General features: G+C 74.0%; 14 protein-coding genes. 5 read left to right on the plus strand and 9 right to left on the minus strand.

The window, feature by feature from the left end; all coding sequences use genetic code 11:
- Window positions 1–525 (minus strand): MFS transporter (locus MCM47_RS37705; protein WP_238951513.1); only part of this gene is annotated, 525 nt, incomplete at its 3' end.
- Window positions 526–675: 150 nt separating this feature from the next.
- Here MCM47_RS37705 and MCM47_RS37710 point away from each other — a divergent pair.
- A complete protein-coding gene (locus tag MCM47_RS37710) occupies window positions 676–1,149 on the plus strand; it encodes a MarR family winged helix-turn-helix transcriptional regulator (RefSeq protein WP_238951262.1) in 474 nt (157 codons plus the stop codon).
- A 183-nt stretch (window positions 1,150–1,332) separates the two neighbouring features.
- Here MCM47_RS37710 and MCM47_RS37715 read toward each other — a convergent pair whose 3' ends face one another.
- The 3 genes from MCM47_RS37715 to MCM47_RS37725 all read right to left on the minus strand — a co-directional run bounded on the left by MCM47_RS37715 (window position 1,333) and on the right by MCM47_RS37725 (window position 4,359).
- Window positions 1,333–2,568: a cytochrome P450 gene (locus MCM47_RS37715; RefSeq protein WP_238951261.1), complete on the minus strand. Its 1,236-nt coding sequence runs from the start codon at window positions 2,566–2,568 to the stop codon at window positions 1,333–1,335.
- A gap of 136 nt (window positions 2,569–2,704) precedes the next feature.
- Window positions 2,705–4,099, minus strand: coding sequence for an FAD-dependent oxidoreductase (locus MCM47_RS37720; protein ID WP_238951260.1), 1,395 nt, complete (start codon window positions 4,097–4,099; stop codon window positions 2,705–2,707).
- Complete coding sequence (locus MCM47_RS37725; RefSeq protein ID WP_238951259.1) at window positions 4,096–4,359, minus strand: ferredoxin; 264 nt, start codon at window positions 4,357–4,359, stop codon at window positions 4,096–4,098. The genes MCM47_RS37720 and MCM47_RS37725 overlap by 4 nt, the downstream gene beginning before the upstream one ends.
- Before the next feature lie 458 nt (window positions 4,360–4,817).
- Here MCM47_RS37725 and MCM47_RS37730 point away from each other — a divergent pair, with 458 nt between their 5' ends.
- Window positions 4,818–5,993 carry a glutathione-independent formaldehyde dehydrogenase gene (locus MCM47_RS37730; RefSeq protein ID WP_238951258.1) on the plus strand — a complete coding sequence of 392 codons (1,176 nt, stop codon included), beginning with the start codon at window positions 4,818–4,820 and terminating at the stop codon, window positions 5,991–5,993.
- Window positions 5,994–6,291: 298 nt separating this feature from the next.
- On the opposite strand, the gene MCM47_RS37735 is transcribed toward MCM47_RS37730, so the two are convergent.
- The 5 genes from MCM47_RS37735 to MCM47_RS37755 all read right to left on the minus strand — a co-directional run bounded on the left by MCM47_RS37735 (window position 6,292) and on the right by MCM47_RS37755 (window position 12,617).
- The gene (locus tag MCM47_RS37735) at window positions 6,292–7,053 is read right to left on the minus strand and encodes a class I SAM-dependent methyltransferase (protein ID WP_238951305.1); all 762 of its coding nucleotides are present in this window, start codon (window positions 7,051–7,053) and stop codon (window positions 6,292–6,294) included.
- A gap of 265 nt (window positions 7,054–7,318) precedes the next feature.
- Complete coding sequence (locus tag MCM47_RS37740) at window positions 7,319–9,469, minus strand: hypothetical protein (RefSeq protein ID WP_238951514.1); 2,151 nt, start codon at window positions 9,467–9,469, stop codon at window positions 7,319–7,321.
- Window positions 9,470–9,505: 36 nt separating this feature from the next.
- Complete coding sequence (locus MCM47_RS37745) at window positions 9,506–10,159, minus strand: hypothetical protein (RefSeq protein WP_238951416.1); 654 nt, start codon at window positions 10,157–10,159, stop codon at window positions 9,506–9,508.
- A gap of 86 nt (window positions 10,160–10,245) precedes the next feature.
- Complete coding sequence (locus MCM47_RS37750; RefSeq protein ID WP_238951417.1) at window positions 10,246–10,830, minus strand: hypothetical protein; 585 nt, start codon at window positions 10,828–10,830, stop codon at window positions 10,246–10,248.
- A 707-nt stretch (window positions 10,831–11,537) separates the two neighbouring features.
- Entirely contained in the window at window positions 11,538–12,617 is a 1,080-nt protein-coding gene (locus tag MCM47_RS37755; RefSeq protein ID WP_238951418.1) for a GlxA family transcriptional regulator, read from the minus strand.
- Window positions 12,618–12,817: 200 nt separating this feature from the next.
- On the opposite strand from MCM47_RS37755, the gene MCM47_RS37760 reads away from it, so the two are divergent.
- The 3 genes from MCM47_RS37760 to MCM47_RS37770 all read left to right on the plus strand — a co-directional run bounded on the left by MCM47_RS37760 (window position 12,818) and on the right by MCM47_RS37770 (window position 17,594).
- On the plus strand, window positions 12,818–13,741 hold the full coding sequence (locus MCM47_RS37760; protein WP_238951419.1) for an NADP-dependent oxidoreductase: 924 nt from the start codon (window positions 12,818–12,820) through the stop codon (window positions 13,739–13,741).
- Window positions 13,742–13,995: 254 nt separating this feature from the next.
- Complete coding sequence (locus MCM47_RS37765) at window positions 13,996–16,920, plus strand: hypothetical protein (protein ID WP_238951515.1); 2,925 nt, start codon at window positions 13,996–13,998, stop codon at window positions 16,918–16,920.
- Between the two features lie 218 nt (window positions 16,921–17,138).
- Window positions 17,139–17,594, plus strand: coding sequence for an SRPBCC family protein (locus MCM47_RS37770; RefSeq protein ID WP_238951421.1), 456 nt, complete (start codon window positions 17,139–17,141; stop codon window positions 17,592–17,594).
- Window positions 17,595–17,874: the final 280 nt, after the last annotated feature.

Genomic DNA, 17,874 nt, shown 5'->3' on the forward strand with positions numbered 1-17,874 from the left:
GGCGACGCCGAGCAGGCCCACCACGCCGAGCGCGGCGACGCCGGCGAAGGTGGTGCGCCAGCCGAAGGTCTGGCCGAGGAAGGTACCCAGCGGCACGCCGACGATGTTGGCGACGGTGAGGCCGGTGAACATGGTGGCGATGGCGCCGGCCTTCTTCTGCGGGGCGACCAGGTCGGCGGCGACGACCGAACCGATGCCGAAGAACGCGCCGTGGGCGAGTGAGGCCACGATGCGCCCGGCGAGCATCACGCCGAGGCTCGGGGCGAGCGCGGAGAGCAGGTTGCCGACGGTGAACAGGCCCATCAGCAGCATCAGCATCGTCTTGCGGCCGATTCTGGTGCCGAGCACGGTCATCAGCGGCGCGCCGAGGACGACGCCGACGGCGTAGCCGGTGACGAGGAGACCGGCGCTGGGGATGGACACGCCGTAGTCGCCGGCGATCTCGGGCAGCAGGCCCATGATGACGAACTCGGTGGTGCCGATCCCGAAGGCTCCGATGGCCAGGGCGAGGAGCGCGAGGGGCATGACGCGACCTTCCATACGATTGCTACTGCGTCTTACGTGCTTCGACAATAGTTGCATGCGCTCCATATTGTCCACCGCGGTTATTTCTGGATTGGGCGTATCCTGGACTCCTGCCGTCCCGACGTCGTCCCCGGAAGGAGGCCCGCGCCCATGGCCGCCACGGATCCCGCGCTGACCGCCCTCGCCAACGGCTGGGCCGCCCTCTCCCTCCTGCACGGCCGGATCGAGGCGCACATCGAGCGGGCCCTGCAGTCCCGGCACGACCTGAGCGTGCGCGAGTACTCGCTGCTCGACGTGCTCAGCCGCCAGCACGACGGCGTGGGCGGGCACCTGCAGATGAACCAGGTCGCCGACGCGGTCGTCCTCAGCAAGAGCGCCACCACCCGCCTGGTCACCCGCCTGGAGGACCGCGGCCTGCTCGCCCGCTACCTGTGCCCCACCGACCGCCGCGGCATCTACACCGACGTGAGCCCGGCGGGCCTGGAGCTGCTGGAGCAGGCCCGGCCCACCAACGACGCCGCCCTGCGGGAGGCGCTCGACGACGCCGCCCGCAACCCCGAGCTGGCCCCCATGGTCAAGGCCGTCGAAGCGGCGGACCCCCCGTCCGCGCCTCCGCGGTCCTGACCGCCGTCACCCCCGACCGGGCGCCACGGCCCGCCCCCTGGCCCACCGCCTCACCGTGCCTGACGCACGGTCAAAATCAGTCGCAGCGCCGGCGAACAGCCCCAGGGCAGGCCCACCGGCCCACCGGCCCACCGGCCCACCGGCCCACCGGCCCGGCGGCCCGGCCGCCCAGGCCGCCGGCGCCTACGGCCGCACGCCGTCGATCGCGATCCGCAGCTGCCGGGGCCCGCGTAGCACCGCGTTGGTGCGGTACGGCGGCGGATCCTCCACCAGCCGCGGCCGCTCCAGCCGGCGGGCCAGCTCGGACAGCGCCAGCTGCGCCTCCAGCCGGGCCAGCGGCGCCCCGAAACAGCTGTGGATGCCGCTGCCCAGACCCAGGTGCTGGATGTCCACCCGGTCCGGGTCGAAGCGGTCCGGGTCCGCGAACCGCTTCGGGTCCCGGTTGGCGGCGGCCAGCATCAGCCAGATCGAGGACCCCTTGGGGATGGTCGTGCCGGCGAACTCGATGTCGGTGATCGGCGTGCGGTTGGGCAGCATCTGCACCGGCGGCTCGTACCGCAGCAGTTCCTCCACCAGCGGCACCGCCAGCCGCGCGTCGGCACGCAGCCGCTCCAGCACCTGCGGGTGGCGCAGCAGGGTGAGCATGCCGTTGGTGATCAGGTTGACGGTCGTCTCGTGGCCGGCGATGAGCAGCAGCGCGGCGGTGCTGAGCACCTCCATGTTGCTCATCCGGCTCTCGGGGGCGTCGCCGGAAGCGAGTTGGGAGAGCATGTCGTCGCCGGGCGACTTGCGGCGTTCCTCGATCAGGCCGTTGAGGTAGAGGCCGAGCTCGATCCGGGCCTGTTGGGCGATGCGGTCGCGCTCGGTGACGTCCTGGCCGGGCTGGGGGTCGAGGGTTGCGACGAGGGTGTCGGCCCAGCCGTGGAAGCGGCTCTCGTCCTCGCGGGGGACGCCCAGCAGGCGGCAGATCACGGTCACCGGGAACGGGTAGGAGAAGCGCTCGACGAGGTCGATCTCGTCGCCGTCCAGGGCGTCGGTCAGGTCGGTGACGATGGTCTGCAGCTCGCCGCGCATGCCGTCGATGCGGTGGGGGCTGTGCGGGGGGCCGAAGGGCCGGTTGGTGATGGCCCGCAGCCGGTCGTGCTCGGGCGGGTCCAGGCGCAGGAAGTTGGGCGGCAGCGTGCCGCCCTCGTCGCCGTCCTCCTGCCCGGGCAGCTCCGTGGTCGCCGTCCGGTTGCGGCGCTCGGAGCTGATCCGCGGATCGTGCAGCAGCGCGCGCACCGCGTGGTAGCCGCCGATCACGTACGGGCCGGTCTCGTCGTGGTGGACCGGCTTCTCGCGCAGCCGCGCGTACAGGGGGTACGGGTCGTGGCGGTTGGAGTAGTCGGTGATCTGCTGCAGCAGCGTGAGGTCGGTCATCGGGGGTCCTCGGGTTCGTGGGGCACCCCGCGCTCCGCGTGGGCGCTGGTCGCCGGGTGCGCCGCGGGGGCCGGGTGCGCCGCGTGGGCGGGTGCGCCGTGGGCTGGGTGCGTCGCGTGGGCGCCGGGCACGCCGGTCAGGCCCGGCCGGGGGTGAAGCCCACGGTCCGGTCGGCCGGGGAGTAGCCGCTGACGGTGACCGTGGGGCCGTGCGTGGGCACGGACGGGTCGGGGAAGCCGGCCGGCCGCGGCTCGCCGCCCTCCCGGGGCCGGTCCATGGTCGGGAACGCGGGCGGGAACGGCGCGGTGCGTTCGATCAGGTCCTCGTAGAACTGGAGCCAGCGGCCGTGGTCGAAGGTGACCGCGCCGATCACCCGCCCCTGGTGCCCGTACACGGCGGTGAAGCGCCGCTCGGCGAGCGACCCCTGGGTGACCACGATCTCCTCGCCCATCGACGGCACCCCGACCGACTTGATGTTCACCCCGAACTGGGAGGACCAGAACGCCGGCACCCACAGGTGCGGCAGCCGCTGCGACGCGGTGCTGATCATGTTGTGCGCGGCGATCTCCGCCTGCGCGACGGCGTTGCCCCAGTGCTCCAGGGAGAGGAACTGGTAGCCGAACAGCGGGTGCGGCGAACGCGCCACGTCCCCGGCCACGAACACGTCGTCGGTGACGATGCCGCGCACGTCGAACGCCCGGCAGCCGGCGTCGCAGGCGATCCCGCGCGGGCCGGCGCCCAGCCCCGAACCGGCGAGCCAGTCGGTGTTGCGGATCGCCCCGAGCGAGACGACCACGACGTCCGCCTCCACGGTCGTGCCGTCCGACAGGGCCGCGGAGCGGACCCGGCCCGACGCGTCCCCCTCCAGGGCCGTGACGGTGACCGAGCACCGCAGGTCGACCCCGGCGTCGAGGTGCATCCGCGACGCCACCTCGCCGATCACCCCGCCCAGCGCGCCCACCAGCGGCGCCGACCCGCGCTCGGCGACGGTGACGGGCAGGCCGCGCTCCCGGCACGCGGAGGCGATCTCCGAACCGGTGAACCCGGCCCCGATCACCAGCACCCGGCGCGGCCCCGCCTGCAGCCGGCGCTCCAGCGCGGCCGCGTCGTCGCGCCCGCGCAGCACGAACACGCCGTCCAGGGCGGCCTGCGCCTCGAACGGCCAGGGGCGGGCCCGCACCCCGGTCGCGATCAGCAGCCGGTCGTACTCCACCTCGTCGCCGTCGGCCAGCCGCACCCGGTGCGCGGCCATGTCCAGCCCGGTCGCCGCGTTGCCCAGCCGCCAGTGCGCGTCCACCTTCCGCCGGCGCGGCAGCGCGGTCTGCTCGGCGGACGCCAGGCCCAGCAGCACCTGCTTGGACAGCGGCGGCCGGTCGTACGGGCCGTACGGCTCGTCGCCGACCACCGTCAGCGACCCCGTGAAGCCGCCGTCCCGCAGCGTCTCCGCCGCCCGCAGCCCGGCCAGGGAGGCGCCCACGATCACGATGCGGCCCTCGCGCCGCAATTGCTCCAGCCAGCCGTCCCGGTTCACCGCCCACCATCCCCGTGGCCGCCGGTGCCGTCGGCGAGCGCGCCGGCGGGCAGCGTGCGCCGCCCGTCCTGCCCGTCGTCGACCAGGATCGCCTGCACCGGGCAGGCCGCGACCGCCTGCGCGAGCCGCTCCCGCTGCTCGGCGCCGGCCTGCGGGACGTAGAGCAGCGCCTCGTCCCCGTGCATCCGGAAGACGTCGGGCGCCAGGAACGCGCACTGTGCGTACCCCTGGCAACGATTGAGATCAACGACCACCCTCACCGGGGCACCACCCTCACCAACGCGGTCACCGTCCACGTCAGCCTCTGCCACCCGGCCCGCCCCCGCCCGCCGAAGCACCCCCATCGAGTGACCCCGGCCGGGCGTCACGCGGGGCGGGCGCCCCCGCTCGCGGGCGCGGTGCCGAGGTGCGCGTCGTCCGCGTCGCCCGCGTCGTCCACGTCGTCCGCGTCGTCCGCGTCGTCCATCCGGCCGCCCGTCCATCGGTGAGTGGTTGTTTCGCGTCCAGACCGGCGGGAAGTCGCTTGGCACGCCGCCGGAGCGCCGAAGCTGGGCCCGGCGGGCCGGTGGCGGCGCCCCCGTTCCACCCGATCCGGGTGAACGGTCCGTAGAGGCGCGCCGGAGGCACGGACGACGTCGTGCCGACTTCGCGAGGCGGACCCTTGCGCCGTCTCATCACCGCCGTACCGCAGTCATGCAACGGCAAGAGGGAAGTCCTCATGAAAGCAGCGGTATACGAAGGACCGTGGACGGTCACAGTGCAGGACGTGCCGGACGCGGAGATCGAACATCCCTGCGACATCATCGTCAAGATCACCACCACCAACATCTGCGGCTCGGACCTGCACATGTACGAGGGCCGCACCTCGTTCGAGACCGGCAGGACGTTGGGCCACGAGAACATGGGCCAGGTCGTGGAGGTCGGCTCGGCCGTCCGTAAGGTCCAGGTCGGCGATTACGTGGTCCTGCCCTTCAACATCGCCTGCGGCTTCTGCAAGCAGTGCGAGCGGGGGCTGACCAACTACTGCCTGACCATGCAGCCCGAACCCGCCCTTGCGGGAGCCGCCTACGGATTCGCCGACATGGGTCCCTACCAGGGCGGCCAGGCGGAACTGCTGCGCGTGCCCTACGGCGACTTCAACGCCCTGCGTCTGGGCGAGGACGCCGCCGAACGGCAGACCGACTACGTGATGCTCGCCGACATCTTCCCCACCGGCTACCACGCCACCGAGATGGCTCAGGTCAAGCCGGGTGACCAGACGATCATCTTCGGAGCCGGTCCCGTCGGGCTGATGGCGGCCTACTCGGCCCTCCTCAGGGGTGCCGGCCGTGTCTGGGTGGCCGACCACCAGGGCGACCGGCTGCGCAAGGCGGAGGAGATCGGGGCCATCGCGATCAACACCGCCGAGCAGGACCCGGCGGAGGTCGTCAAGGAGGCCACCCTCGGTCTCGGTGCCGACAACGGCTGTGAATGCGTCGGCTACCAGGCGCACGACCCCCAGGGGGAGGAGGATGCCAGCCTCACCCTCAACGGGCTGATCGACTCGGTCAGGTTCACGGGCGACATCGGCGTGGTGGGCGTGTTCCTGCCCGAGGACCCCGGCGGCGCGGAGGCCCAGGGAGAGTTGGAGGCGCAGGGCAAGGTCCCGATCGACTTCGGGATGATGTGGTTCAAGGGCCAGCGCATGGGGACCGGGCAGGCACCGGTGAAGAAGTACAACCGGGCGCTGCGGGACCTGATCGCCGGCGGGAAGGCGACGCCGAGCTTCGTCGTCTCCCACGAACTCAGCCTGGACGAGGCCCCCACCGCGTACGAGCACTTCGACGCCCGTGACGAGGGCTGGACCAAGGTGGTCCTGCATCCCGACGGACACGGCAACGGCCACAAGCGCTGAACGCGACGAATGTCCCGCGCGTCCGGGTACCGCCCGGCCGCCGCCCGCAGTTGGGCCACTGCGGCCGCGGCGACCGGGTACGGGCGCTCCGCCGGCAGCAGGACCCGAGCGGCGTCCACCTTCGAATCACCACTGCGGCCCGGGCACCCGCGCCACCCGGATGCAGACATGCAGCCCGATGAACGGCTACGCAATGTCGCGGCCAGGGCCAACGTCGCCTGCTGAGCATGGCCTCCGGGGGGCGCACCCCGTCGAGATCGACTTACTCCCGATCCTTGGCGGCGGCGCGGGCCGCGGTTCAGGCCGCAGCGCGGAAGACGTACGCCGTCATCGGGGCGGTGACCGGCCCCGGACCCAGCCGGGCCATCATCTCCTCGATGACGGTGGCGCGGACGGCCGGACCGTCGCCGCGCTCCTCAACGGCCTCGCGCACCGGTGTTCCGGTGAGGTACCCGGCGGCAAGGTCGGCGATCGACGCAGCCCGGCCCTGAAGTGTCAGCTCCTGCTCCTCCTCGACGGCGAACCCGGCGGCCGCCAGATCGGCGGCCACGACAGCGGGGTCGGCGTAGCCGTGCGGAACCGTCCGGAAGAACTGCGGCGGGTCGACCGGAAGGGCCCGCTCCAGCCCGGCCTGCAGCGCGACTTCGAAGGCGTGCGCCCCAAGCGAGCCCCAGGTATTGAACAGGAACCTGCCGCCCGGAGAGAGGACCCGGCGGACCTCGTTGAAGGCCCCGATGCGGTCAGGAAAGAACATCACACCAAACTGGCAGGCCACCAGGTCGAAGCCTTCGTCCGGGAACGGCAGCCGCTGCGCGTCGGCCTGCCGCCATACTGCGCCCGGGGACCGAGCCGCCCCGAGAGCGACCATGGCCTCGTTCAGGTCGGTGGCCGTCACCTTGGCCGACGGTGCCGCCGCGAGCAGGGCAGACGTGAAGACTCCGGTCCCTGCAGCCAGTTCGAGGACTCGCCGAGGGCGGAGTGCCGCCGCCCTGGCAGCCAGGTCCCGGGCGAAAGGCCGGAAGACCACCGGCACGAGGTACTGCTCATAGGCCGCCGACATGGACTCGGACCACCGGTCGGCTTTGATTCCCGCCACCCTCACCACAGTAGCGTCACGTTAGGGAACCTCTTCCTCGCCGCGCCGCCCGTGCCCTGGAGCCTGCCCCGCCTGACAACGTAACAGGGCAAACACATTCTCTGGCGCGGCACCAGGACGCCCCGGGTGACGCCGAAGCGAGCGACCGATTCTCGGATGTTCTCCCGCGTCGGCCGAAAGCCCCGCCCGTCCCTGGTCCCGCCGGCGGGCACCCGGACGACACGGCGGCTCAGCGAATACGCCGGTCGCCGCTCGCGGCCGCGGCGAGGGCGGCCAGGGCTGTTGCCGTGGTGAAGACCCGGTGGTGGTCGAGGTGGACGGGGCCGGCGTCGGCGACGGCCCACGGCCGGTGGACGGCCGGTGTGGTCAGCCGCAGATGGGCCGACGCCGGCCAGGAGCCGTCACGCTCCTGACGGTCCATCAACTCACCCAGCGCGTCACGCGGTGGGACGATCCCCAGAGTGAGCCGGCAACGCAGCAGCAGCGCCGACTCGAAGGCCCCGTCCGGTACGTAGCGGCGCACCGCCTCGCGCGTCGGCGCGAGTGCCCGGGCCAGGGTCCCGCCCGCGAGGTGCGCACGGGCCGGGCCGGTCAGGAAGTCGAGGGACAGGGCCGTCGGGTAGAGGGGGGTGAGCCACCAGTACGGACGCCACAGGCCGTCGTCACCGCGCTGCCCCAGGAGCCAGGCCGCGGCCTCGCCTCCGCCGCAGCCGAGGGCCTCGACCGCCACGCCGGTGACGTCGGCGGTCGGCGCGTTCCACGCCAGGCCGGGCAGCGAGCCCGGCGGGTAGGTCGCGACACCGCCGCCCGGGTGCCGGCAGCGCTCCAGAAGGGCCAGGGCCCCGGACGGGACGGGCAGCCCGCGCGAGCGCAGCGCCCGCACCGCCAGCGCGGTGGAGTCCGCGTCGTCGTCGCAGGCCCCGTTGTACCCCCACCCTCCGCCCGGGGTGCGCGCCGATCGCAGCCACCCGAGCGCGGCGCGCTCGGCGCCGGCCACCGGGCCGCCGCGAAGCCGGGCGGGCAGCTCGCCCAGCCGGTCGAGGACGTAGGCCGTCACCCATGTGTCCGCCGTCCCCACGGGCAGCCGGTAGTCACTCCAACGGCCTTCGCACTGCGCCCCGTTCAGCCACCGCAGGCCGTGCCGGACGGCGGCGACCACGCCCGCGCCCCCCGGTCCCGAGAGCCGCCCCCACCCCGACACGCCCGGGGCCGAGGGAGCCCGGGTCGGCACCGCCGAAGCGGGCGGCGGCGGTTCGAGGTAGACGTTGACGTGCCGCGACCCGTCGGGCTCGTAGCCGAGCCCGACGTAGCGGACCACGTCGCTGCGCCCCTCCGCCGGCGCCGCAGCGCCCAGGGCGGCCCAGGTGGCGTCGAGCCCGGCGGGATCGAGGCCCAGGCGCCCGAGGAGCCGGGCCGTCCCCCGCACGACCGGCGCGTCGCCCGAGGTCCACCGGGTGACGGCGAGATCGGTCTTGAGGGTGAACACACCGTCGGCGGGGTGCGCTTCGAGGGTCAGCACGAACGCCCCGTCCGGGTAGGCGGCCCGGTCCGGCTGCGGAAACGCGTCGAGCAGCTCGCGCACGGCCGGCAGGTGGGCCTGCGCCCCCAGTGCCGTGTACCAGCACTGCAGCCAGGCCGCCGTCACACCCTCCGACCGGAAGTAGGCCTTGACCCGGCCCGGCTCGCCCCCCGGGGTGATGTCGAGGGCGAGGGCCACCGGCCACGACCGGTGCGACACCAGCGACGACAGCTCGCACAAGCGCTCCAGGGAGCGCTCACGCCCCAGGGATTTGAGCACCCACCCGATCCGCCGCCACCGGTCGAGCGGCCGGTCCCGGCGGAGATTGAGGTAGGGCTTGAGCGCGACGGCCCCGCCCGCCGCGCCGACCCCCGTCCACAGGGCGCTGCGCCAGTGCGCCGGCCAGTTCCGCTCGTCCGGCAGGACGGCGGGCAGGACCTGCGCCGTGAACCAGTGCGGGACGCCGGGCAGGCCGATGACGCGGCAGGCCCGGCCGAGCCGGTCCAGCGACACGTTCAGCCGCTCACGGCCCGTCGTCCCCGGAATGCCGGACTCGCACAGGAACCGCACGGACGGGGCCCGCGCGGCGCCGAAGCAGGCCGACCACTGGAACGGCAGACCGTTGGCGTTGATCCGGGACAGGCCCGGATAGGCGTCGGCGGTCGCCCGGTCGAGCGACTCCCGGGTCAGGACGTCGAACACGGCATCGAGCCGCTCGGCCGTCGTGCGGGGGAGGCGGGCAGCCGCGGTGAGCGACCGCAGCTGCCCGCCGACCAGCAGGTCCAGCCGGTCCGACCGGTCCGACCGGTCCGGACGGTCCGGACGGTTCGCCCGGGGCGTCGTGGAGATCGGGACCGCCACAGGGGCAGGGGATCCACTCGTCACAGGAGCCACCCGTCAGGGGACCCGCTCGATGATCTCGATGGAGCCGTCCACGCCCCGCAGCCCGGAGGACCCGGTCTGCCCGGTGGCCCCGGGAGCGCCCTGGGCGCCCTCGTTGTTCCCCGTACCCGGGTCACCGCCGATCCCCCCGGCACCGGCGGCACCGCCCAGCCCGCCGGGGCCGCCGGCCGCGGTGCCGTTCACCGTACCGGTCGTGATGGTGTCGGCCACGATGGTGATGTTCCCGCCGCTGCCCCCGTCGCCCCCGTCACCGCCCCGGCCACCCGCTGCTCCCCGGCCGCCGTTGCCGCCGTCGCCGAGCGCGTCGCCCTCGTCCGCGGGCTCCCCGCCGTTGCCGCCCCGGCCGCCGTCCCCGCCCCGCCCACCGTCGCCCCCGCGGCCGCCGCGGCCCCCACTGGTGTTGACGTGGACGCCGACGACGAAGTCCTCGACCTCCAGGACGATGTTGCTGCCGTTGCGGCCGTCGCCGCCGGTGTTGCCGTCGGCCCCGGACTCGCCGTTGCCGCCGGTGCCACCGTCGCCCGGATCGTCGTCGCCGTTCCAGTGGTTGACGCCGGCCCGGCCGACCTGACCGGTCGCGCCGTTCGCCCCGGCGGTACCCGGGAGTCCGTCGACGCCGTCGTCTCCGGGTGCATTGATGTCGGGCATGGTCGCCCCTCTCCTCGTGCGTTCAGTCGTGTGTGTGCTGGGGGCGGGCCGACCGCCCGCCGAACGGCGCAGGTCCGGGCGCGCCGCTACGAACCGTCGACCGAGACGGCGCTGATCTTCACGCTGCCCCGGCAGACGATGCGCCCGTTGCCGTGCATCCGGATGCGCTGTGCCATGAGCGCGTGGGTGTTGGCCGACAGCGTGAGCGTCGCGCCGTCGGCGATGTCGATGTCCCCGGCGGTGAAGATGGAGATGACCGGCTTCACCTCCAGCAGCCACTGGTCGATGATCGGGCGCCACTGCTTCAACGACGCCGTGTTGGCCGTGTGGACGTACTCCCGAGCGGCCAGATAGGCGAGGCGACGCGCCTCGGCACGGGCGTTCGGATCCTTGACCTTCAGGTCCTCCGGACGCAGCAGACGCTTGGTCAGCTCCGGCACCCGGGTGGCCAGCAGGTTCTCGGCGCGACTGCGGCCGTCGGGCACGTTGACGGGGCCGAGGAGCTTGCGCACCTCGTCGATCGACTGCGGCCGCACCTGGCGGTAGCCGGAGGCGAACCGCGGGGAGTCCGGCGAGAGCACGAGCTTCTCGTTCGCCTCCAGCCGCAGGGCCTGCGGCGGGGCGGCGGCGCCGTCGGGGCCGCCGAACGACGCGCTGCTGGGTGACGTCATGAGGGTCCTCCCTCGTGGGGTTTCAGACGTGGCCGCGGCCGGACCGGTGGGATCGGGGCCTGCGCCGCCCGGCCGCCGGCGGCGGCAAAGGCCGGCGCGGCGCGCCGGACCGCCCGGGACGACGCCCGCCCGGGGCGACGCCGCCCGCACCCGCAGCGAACGCTGCGGCCGCCGGGCCGTGGCCACAGTCAGCATGGACCCGTTCGTCCCCGAACGCAGCGCCGGACGCCACCGCGGCCACCCCCGGCCTGGCAGCCGCACCTCCGGCGACCCCGCTCGCACAGGCCCCGCCCCGCGCCGCACCGGGCTCAGGAACCGGCCCCGCAGGGCCCTCCCGCACCCCCGCCCGGGGCCGCGCCACCGCCGCCGGGCGGCAGCCCCGCGACGCTGCTCCTCGCGAGTGACGGACGACCCGACCGGCCCCCCGCTGGCGCCCCGCCACCCCCACCCGCCGGGCCCGGACAGCACGGGGCGTCAGGCGTCAGGCCCCGGACGCCGGCCGGACGACCCTCGCCACGGCGCGTCCCGCCCGGGTCGGGGCGCACGCCCGCCGCGCGTGCGGGACGCTCCCGCCGGAAATCGGCGCCGCGGACCTGCCGGTCGTCCTGCGGGACGTCGACCTGGTCGGATACCCGGCGAGGGAGGTGCCGCCCCGGCGCAGGACCCGCACCCGGCGGCGAGGTCGGCGCCGGTCCCTCCCCGGCCGGCTACCTGCCGGGGGTCCTGCCCTCGGCCGACCGGCTGCCGTCGGCGTCGAGGGCGGGCTCGTGGGGGCTGAAGGTGCGGCGGTAGGCGGCGGGGGAGACCCCGAAGGCCGTCCTCATGTGCGCGCGCAGGGAGTTCGCGGTGCCGAAGCCGCTGCGGTGGGCGACCAGGTCGATCGGCAGGTCGGTGGTCTCCAGCAACTGCTTGGCCATTTCCAGACGTTGGGCGGTGAGCCACTGCACCGGGGTCATCCCGGCCTCGTCGCGGAAACGCCGGGTGAAGGAGCGCAGGCTCATCCGGGCGTGTTCGGCGAGCCGGGTGAGCGGCAGCGGCTCGCCGAGGTGTTCCAGCGCCCAGGCGCGGGTGGCGGTGGTGCTGGCGACGGTGGGTTCGGGCACCGGGCGGTCGATGTACTGGGCCTGCCCGCCGTCGCGCCAGGGCGGCACGACGCACATGCGGGCGGCCCGGTTGGCGACGGCGGCGCCGTGGTCGCGGCGGATCACGTGCAGGCACAGGTCGACGCCGGCGGCCACGCCGGCGGAGGTGAGCACGTCGCCGTCGTCGACGAAGAGGACCTCCTCGTCGACCTTGACCTTGGGGTAGGCGCGGCGGAACTCCGGGGCGAGGTTCCAGTGGGTGGTGGCCGGCCGGCCGTCGAGCAGCCCGGCGGCGGCGAGCACGTAGGAGCCGGAGCAGATGGACACCAGCCGGGTGCCGGGCCGGATGCCGGCGATGGCCGCGCCGACCTCGGGGGGCAGGGGGCCGCCGAGGCCCAGCTCGGGCATCGCGTGCGTGGGCGGCACGATCACGGTGTCCGCGGCGGCCAGGGCCTCGGGGCCGGCGGCCGGCTGGACGGTGAAGCCGGCGTCGCTGAGGACGGGGGCGCCGTCGGCGGTGCAGACCACCACGTCGTAGAGCGGGCGGCCCTCGGCGTCCTGGGCGCTGCCGAACACCCGGGAGGGGATTCCGAGCTCGAAGGGCGGGACCCCGGGCAGGGCGAGCACGGCGATCCGGTGCCGGCGCGGCGGCACAGCCCGATCGCCGTGCTTGTCCGCCACCGCTGCCACCTGCGTGCTGCCCATGGCCAGATCCTGTCACATAGTGGCCAAACGGCCAACACTGCGGCGGGCGGGGATACCGGATCGTGGACCGCGTCGCCGGGGGAGCCCGGCGCCGTACGGCTCGGAACGGGACGTGCGGAAACGGAACGTCGGGAACGGAACGTGCGGGAACGCGCCGTACGGCCCGGAACGACAGCGCAACGAAAGGCGAGGCGGACAGCATGCGAGCGGTGGTCGTGGAGCAGTGGGGCGGGCCGGAGAACCTGGTCGAGCGCGAGGTGGAGCGCCCCGAGCCGGGCCTGAACGAGGTCCTGGTGCGCGTGCACGCGGCCGGCGTGAACCCGGTGGACTGGAAGACCCGGGCCAGCGGCGCCCTCATCGAGTGGGGCACCGTGCCGGTGGTCGGCTGGGACGTCTCCGGCACGGTCGAGGCCGTCGGACCGGGCGTGGGGATGTTCCGCCCCGGCGACGAGGTCTTCGGGATGCCGCTGTTCCCGCGCCAGGCCGGCGGCTACGCCGAGTACGTGGTGGCGCCGGCCCGGCACCTCGCCCCCAAGCCCGCGGGCCTGACCCACGTCGAGGCGGCCGCACTGCCGCTGGCCGCGCTGACCGCCTGGCAGGCCCTGGTGGACGCGGCCGACGTGCGCCCGGGGGAGCGGGTCCTGGTGCACGCGGCGGCCGGCGGGGTCGGCCACTTCGCGGTGCAGATCGCCAAGGCCCGCGGCGCGTACGTCATCGGCACGGCCAGCGCCGGCAAGCACGACCTGGTGCGGGAGCTGGGCGCCGACGAGGTGGTCGACTACCGCGCCGTGCGGTTCGAGGACGCCGTCCGCGACGTCGACGTGGTCCTGGACGGGCTCGGCGGCGAGACGGCCGCGCGCTCCCTGAAGGTGCTCCGCCCCGGCGGCCGCCTGATCACCCTGCCCGGACCGGACGACGTCCCCGCCGCCCAGGACGGCGTGCGGGCCGCCTGGGTCCTGGTCGAGCCGGACCACCTGGGTCTGCGGGAGATCGCCGCCCTGGTCGAACGGGGCGCACTGAAGCCCGTGGTCGAGACGGTCCTGCCGCTCGCGGACGCCGCCAAGGCCCACGAACTCGGCGAGCAGGGCCGCACCACCGGCAAGATCGTCCTCACGGTCGCCTGACCCGGGGGCGGGGGCCGGCCCTCCGGCCCCTGCCCGCCTCCCCGGGACGGGAGCCGCCCGCGGGCGACGGGAGCCGCCCGCGCGCCGGGGTGCCGGTCGCGGCCCGGGGAGCCGCCCGCGCACTGAGGTGCCGGTCGGGGCCCGGGGAGCCCCCGCGGGCGGATGTGCCGGTCGGGCCCCGGTCTGCCCGATCGGGAAGCAACTGTGCGTCAATGCCTCTGGTTGCCGGTGCGGGGGAGCCGAAGACTGCGCGGGTGAAGGATCGACGAACACCGAACGGCCTGCGTGCGACCGCACCCGGCACCGGCCACCACCCGCCCCACACCCAGCCCCACACCCAGCCCCCCGTACTGCGCCGCCTCCTGCGCCGCCTGCTGGCCGCCGTGGTGGCGGCCGCGCTGGCGGCCGGTCTCCTCGGCGCACTGGCCGGCACCGCGTACGCCGTACCACCCGGGTCGCAACTGCCCGCCACCTGGAACATGCTGCACACCCCGGAGGCCTGGAACGCGGCGTACAACCTCGCCCGCACCCGCGACATCGTGGCCCTGCAGGAGGTCCCGGAAGCCCTGCCCAACAACGGCAACCTCATTCACGTCGCCGCCCACACCTCGCCTGGCCACCCCTACGTCATCGACCACTACTACTACGTCCCCCAGCAGCAGGACCTGCCGGTGCGCAACCTCTACATCCTGCGGGACAGCCTGATCCCCACGACGCTGCGCCTGGGCTTCTTCACGGCGCGCGAGGCCCGGCACGTGGAGGTCGTGGAATCCACGATCGAGCAAAGCCGGCCGGCCCTGGCCATCGTCGACGGCGAGGGCGCCGAAGCGGTGATGTTCGCGTCCATCCACGCCTTCTCGGGAGGCGGCGGCGACGCGCCGACCCTGGTCACCCAGGTGAGCGTCGCCGCGGGGGCGGAGAGCGGGGGCCGCTGGGCCGTGCTGGGCGACTACAACCGGGCACCGCAAACCCTGCAGGGCAGCCTGCCGGCCGGCTCCCGCGTCTACCGACCGGCGCAGGCGACCCAGCTCAGCGGCAACGAACTCGACTACCTGGTCAGCAGCATGGACGTCGAGGCCTGGGACGCCGTCCACGTGGGCCAGAACTACGCGAGCGACCACTACCAGGTGTTCTTCGGCGCCCAGCAGGGCGGCGCCGAGACCCAGGTCGTGGCCTACCGGGACACCGGTACCGCGGAGCTCGCGGCCCTCGGGGAGCCGGTGGTGCCCGCCGCCGACGGCTCCCTGGTCGACGCGTTCTGGGCGCAGAGCCACCGGCAACTGTGGCGCAGCGCACGGTCGTTCGCGTTCGGCGACGAATGGTTCGTCCAACTGCAGAACGTCCAGTCGAAGAAGTGCCTGACGACCGGGACCCCCTTCCTGGCCACCGCACCGGTGGTGACGGCGACCTGTTCGCTCAACCCCGCCGCCAGTGAGCTCTGGTCCTACGACCCGGCGCTGCACACCCTCAGCACTTCCGGGGGCCAGATCGTCCAGGCGAGAACGGACGACACCACCCCGGTGATCGCCCTGCGGCCCTTCAGCTCGGTGATGTTCCCCAACCAGCCGGCCGTTCTCGAACAGCGCCCCGTCGACCTGGCCACCTTCTTCAGCGGAGGGACGACGACCCGGGTCGGGGTGGCGCTGGTGGACAGCAGCACCCACCAGCGGCTCCAGGACTACCACCCGTGGATCGGTTCGCACCGGCTCGCCGAGGGCAGCAACGTCAGCAGCGGAGCCGCCGGGGCGGACGAGCGCTGGGCCCTCGAAGTCGGGCCGTGGGTGGGCTTCAAGATCAGGAGCACCCAGCGCAACGAGTACGTCGCCGTGGTGGGGGACGGCACGACGGCGGGCCTGGTCACCGACGCCACCGGGCCGGAGTCCTCGTGGTACTTCGACGGGCCGCTCCTGAAGAACATGACGACGCACGGAGCGATGGGCGACTTCGGCGGCGGCGCGCTCCACGTCGGCCGGACCATCAGGACCGGGATCTCCGTCGAGTCGTACGAGCTCCAGCCCGTGGTACGCGAGATCCCGACCGAGGCCATCGGCAAGGCGACCTCGTTCCTGACCACCACCATGGACCACTACGGCTCGCCCGCCGACCTGCGCGTGCCGCGCAGCTACACCGGCGGCCACTTCGCCCCGGGCGGGGAGTTCGGCCCCGAGGGCTACCAGGCGTCGTTCACCTACGACAACGCGCTGGTCATCACCGCCCTGCTGATGCAGGGGTCGAGCAGCGGCGTCAGCCACGCGATGGAGCTCGGCGACAGCCTGCTCTACGCCCAGGCCCACGACATCGTCCCCGACGGGCGGATCCGCGCCTCCTACGAGCCGCAGCCGTTCGTCACCGCCACCGGCACGCCCTACGTGGGCGGGTTCTCCGTCTACACCGGGAACATGGCCTGGGCGGGGATGGCCCTGACCCGCCTCCACCACGTCACCGGCGAGCAGCGCTACCTCGACGGCGCGCTGAGGATCGCGAACTGGATCCAGGCCAACGCGGCCGACACCCGCGGCGCGGGCGGCTACACCGGAGGCCTGCGCAACAGCGACGGGACCGGCGCCGAGATGACCCCCATCCAGTGGAAGGCCACCGAGCACAACATCGACACGGGCGCGTTCTTCGCCATGCTCGCCGCCGCCACCGGCGACCAGGTGTGGAAGACCCGTTCGGACAACGCCTTCGCCTTCGTGGCCGGCATGCAGGCGGACGACGGCCGGCTCTGGACGGGCACGGGCCTGGACGGCGTCACCCAGAACCGCGACACCGTCCCGGAGGACGTGCAGACCTGGAGCTACCTGGCCACGCTCAGCCCCGCCTACGCCCGCTCGGTCGACTGGGCCGCCGGCAACCTGGCCGTCACCGACGGCCCGTTCACCGGGGTCAGCTTCGGCCGCACCGACACCTCCAAGGTCTGGTTCGAGGGCACCGCGCACCTCCTGGCCGCGTACTACGCCCGGGGCGCCGCCGGTGACGACGCCAAGGCGGCCACGCTCCTGGACACGCTCAAGCTCGCCCAGACCCAGGCGCCCAACGGTGACGGCCGCGGCATCGTGGCCGCCTCCAGCGACGGCCTCACCACCGGTGAGGGCGACACGTACTACGCGTCGCTGCACACCGGTGCCACGGCCTGGTTCGTCATCGCCGCACTCGGGCGGAACCCCTTCCGGCTCTGAGCCGGGACGCCACCCGGGGGCTTCGCCACGCACGGGTCCGTGCGTGTCGAAGCCCCCGCCCCCGCCGGCCTCCGCGGGTGCGCCGGTTGCCGCGGCCCCGCGCAGGGCCCAGATTGAAAGTGGTGCCGTCCGCGGACTCTCCCCGCCCGGTGATCGTGCCGGGCCTGGTCGGCCGACCGGTCGGCCGACCGGCGGGACGGCGTGGAGGAGGGGCGGCGATGAGCACGGTGGAGGAGTCGATCGACGTGGAGGTGCCGGTCCGCGTCGTCTACGACCAGTGGGCCACGTTCGAGGACTTCCCCCGGTTCATGGAGGGCGTGGAGGAGGTCAGGCAGCTGGACGAGCGCCATGCCCACTGGCGGACCAAGATCGCCGGACTGGCCCGGGAGTTCGACACCGAGATCGTCGAGCGGGTACCCGAGGAGCGGGTCGCCTGGCGCACCACCGGCGAGAACGTGAAGCACACCGGCACGGTCGACTTCCAACCGCTCGGCACGGCCCGGACGCGGGTGACGATGACCATGGCCTTCCAGCCCACCGGCTTCGCCGAGAAGGCCGCCGACAAGCTGGGCGTGCTCGACCGCCAGGTCCGGGGCGACCTGCGCCGCTTCAAGAAGTTCGTCGAGGCCCGCGACGCCGGCACCGACCCCCAGTCCGCCTCGGAGAGCGGCTGACACCGCCGCCCCCTGAGCCCCGGGCGCGGGTCGTGGTGTCGGAGCCGGGCGGGGCGGCGGTGACGGGCTAGGCTCGCGGGGTCGTCACGGGCAACCGCGGAGGTCAGGACGGTTCGGTTCAAGCGCGAGGTTGTCATCGGGGCGATGACCTTCTGGCTCCGTCCGGCGTTCACGCTGCGCGTGGTCAAGCGGTTCCAGCTGATCGTGGGTTTCGACCGGGCCATGGCGCTCGCGTCCGGCGCGTTGGCGGCCCTGATCCCGCTGGCGATCCTGTGCGGCA

The organism is Kitasatospora sp. A2-31, from assembly GCF_022288725.1.
Taxonomy (GTDB): Bacteria; Actinomycetota; Actinomycetes; order Streptomycetales; family Streptomycetaceae; genus Kitasatospora.

Coding starts and splice junctions, on each gene's coding strand:
- MCM47_RS37710 (WP_238951262.1), top strand. CDS start 676: ATGGCCGCCACGGATCCCGCGCTGACCGCCCTCGCCAACGGCTGGGCC.
- MCM47_RS37715 (WP_238951261.1), bottom strand. CDS start 2,568: ATGACCGACCTCACGCTGCTGCAGCAGATCACCGACTACTCCAACCGC.
- MCM47_RS37730 (WP_238951258.1), top strand. CDS start 4,818: ATGAAAGCAGCGGTATACGAAGGACCGTGGACGGTCACAGTGCAGGAC.
- MCM47_RS37735 (WP_238951305.1), bottom strand. CDS start 7,053: ATGTCGGCGGCCTATGAGCAGTACCTCGTGCCGGTGGTCTTCCGGCCT.
- MCM47_RS37745 (WP_238951416.1), bottom strand. CDS start 10,159: ATGCCCGACATCAATGCACCCGGAGACGACGGCGTCGACGGACTCCCG.
- MCM47_RS37750 (WP_238951417.1), bottom strand. CDS start 10,830: ATGACGTCACCCAGCAGCGCGTCGTTCGGCGGCCCCGACGGCGCCGCC.
- MCM47_RS37755 (WP_238951418.1), bottom strand. CDS start 12,617: ATGGGCAGCACGCAGGTGGCAGCGGTGGCGGACAAGCACGGCGATCGG.
- MCM47_RS37760 (WP_238951419.1), top strand. CDS start 12,818: ATGCGAGCGGTGGTCGTGGAGCAGTGGGGCGGGCCGGAGAACCTGGTC.
- MCM47_RS37770 (WP_238951421.1), top strand. CDS start 17,139: ATGAGCACGGTGGAGGAGTCGATCGACGTGGAGGTGCCGGTCCGCGTC.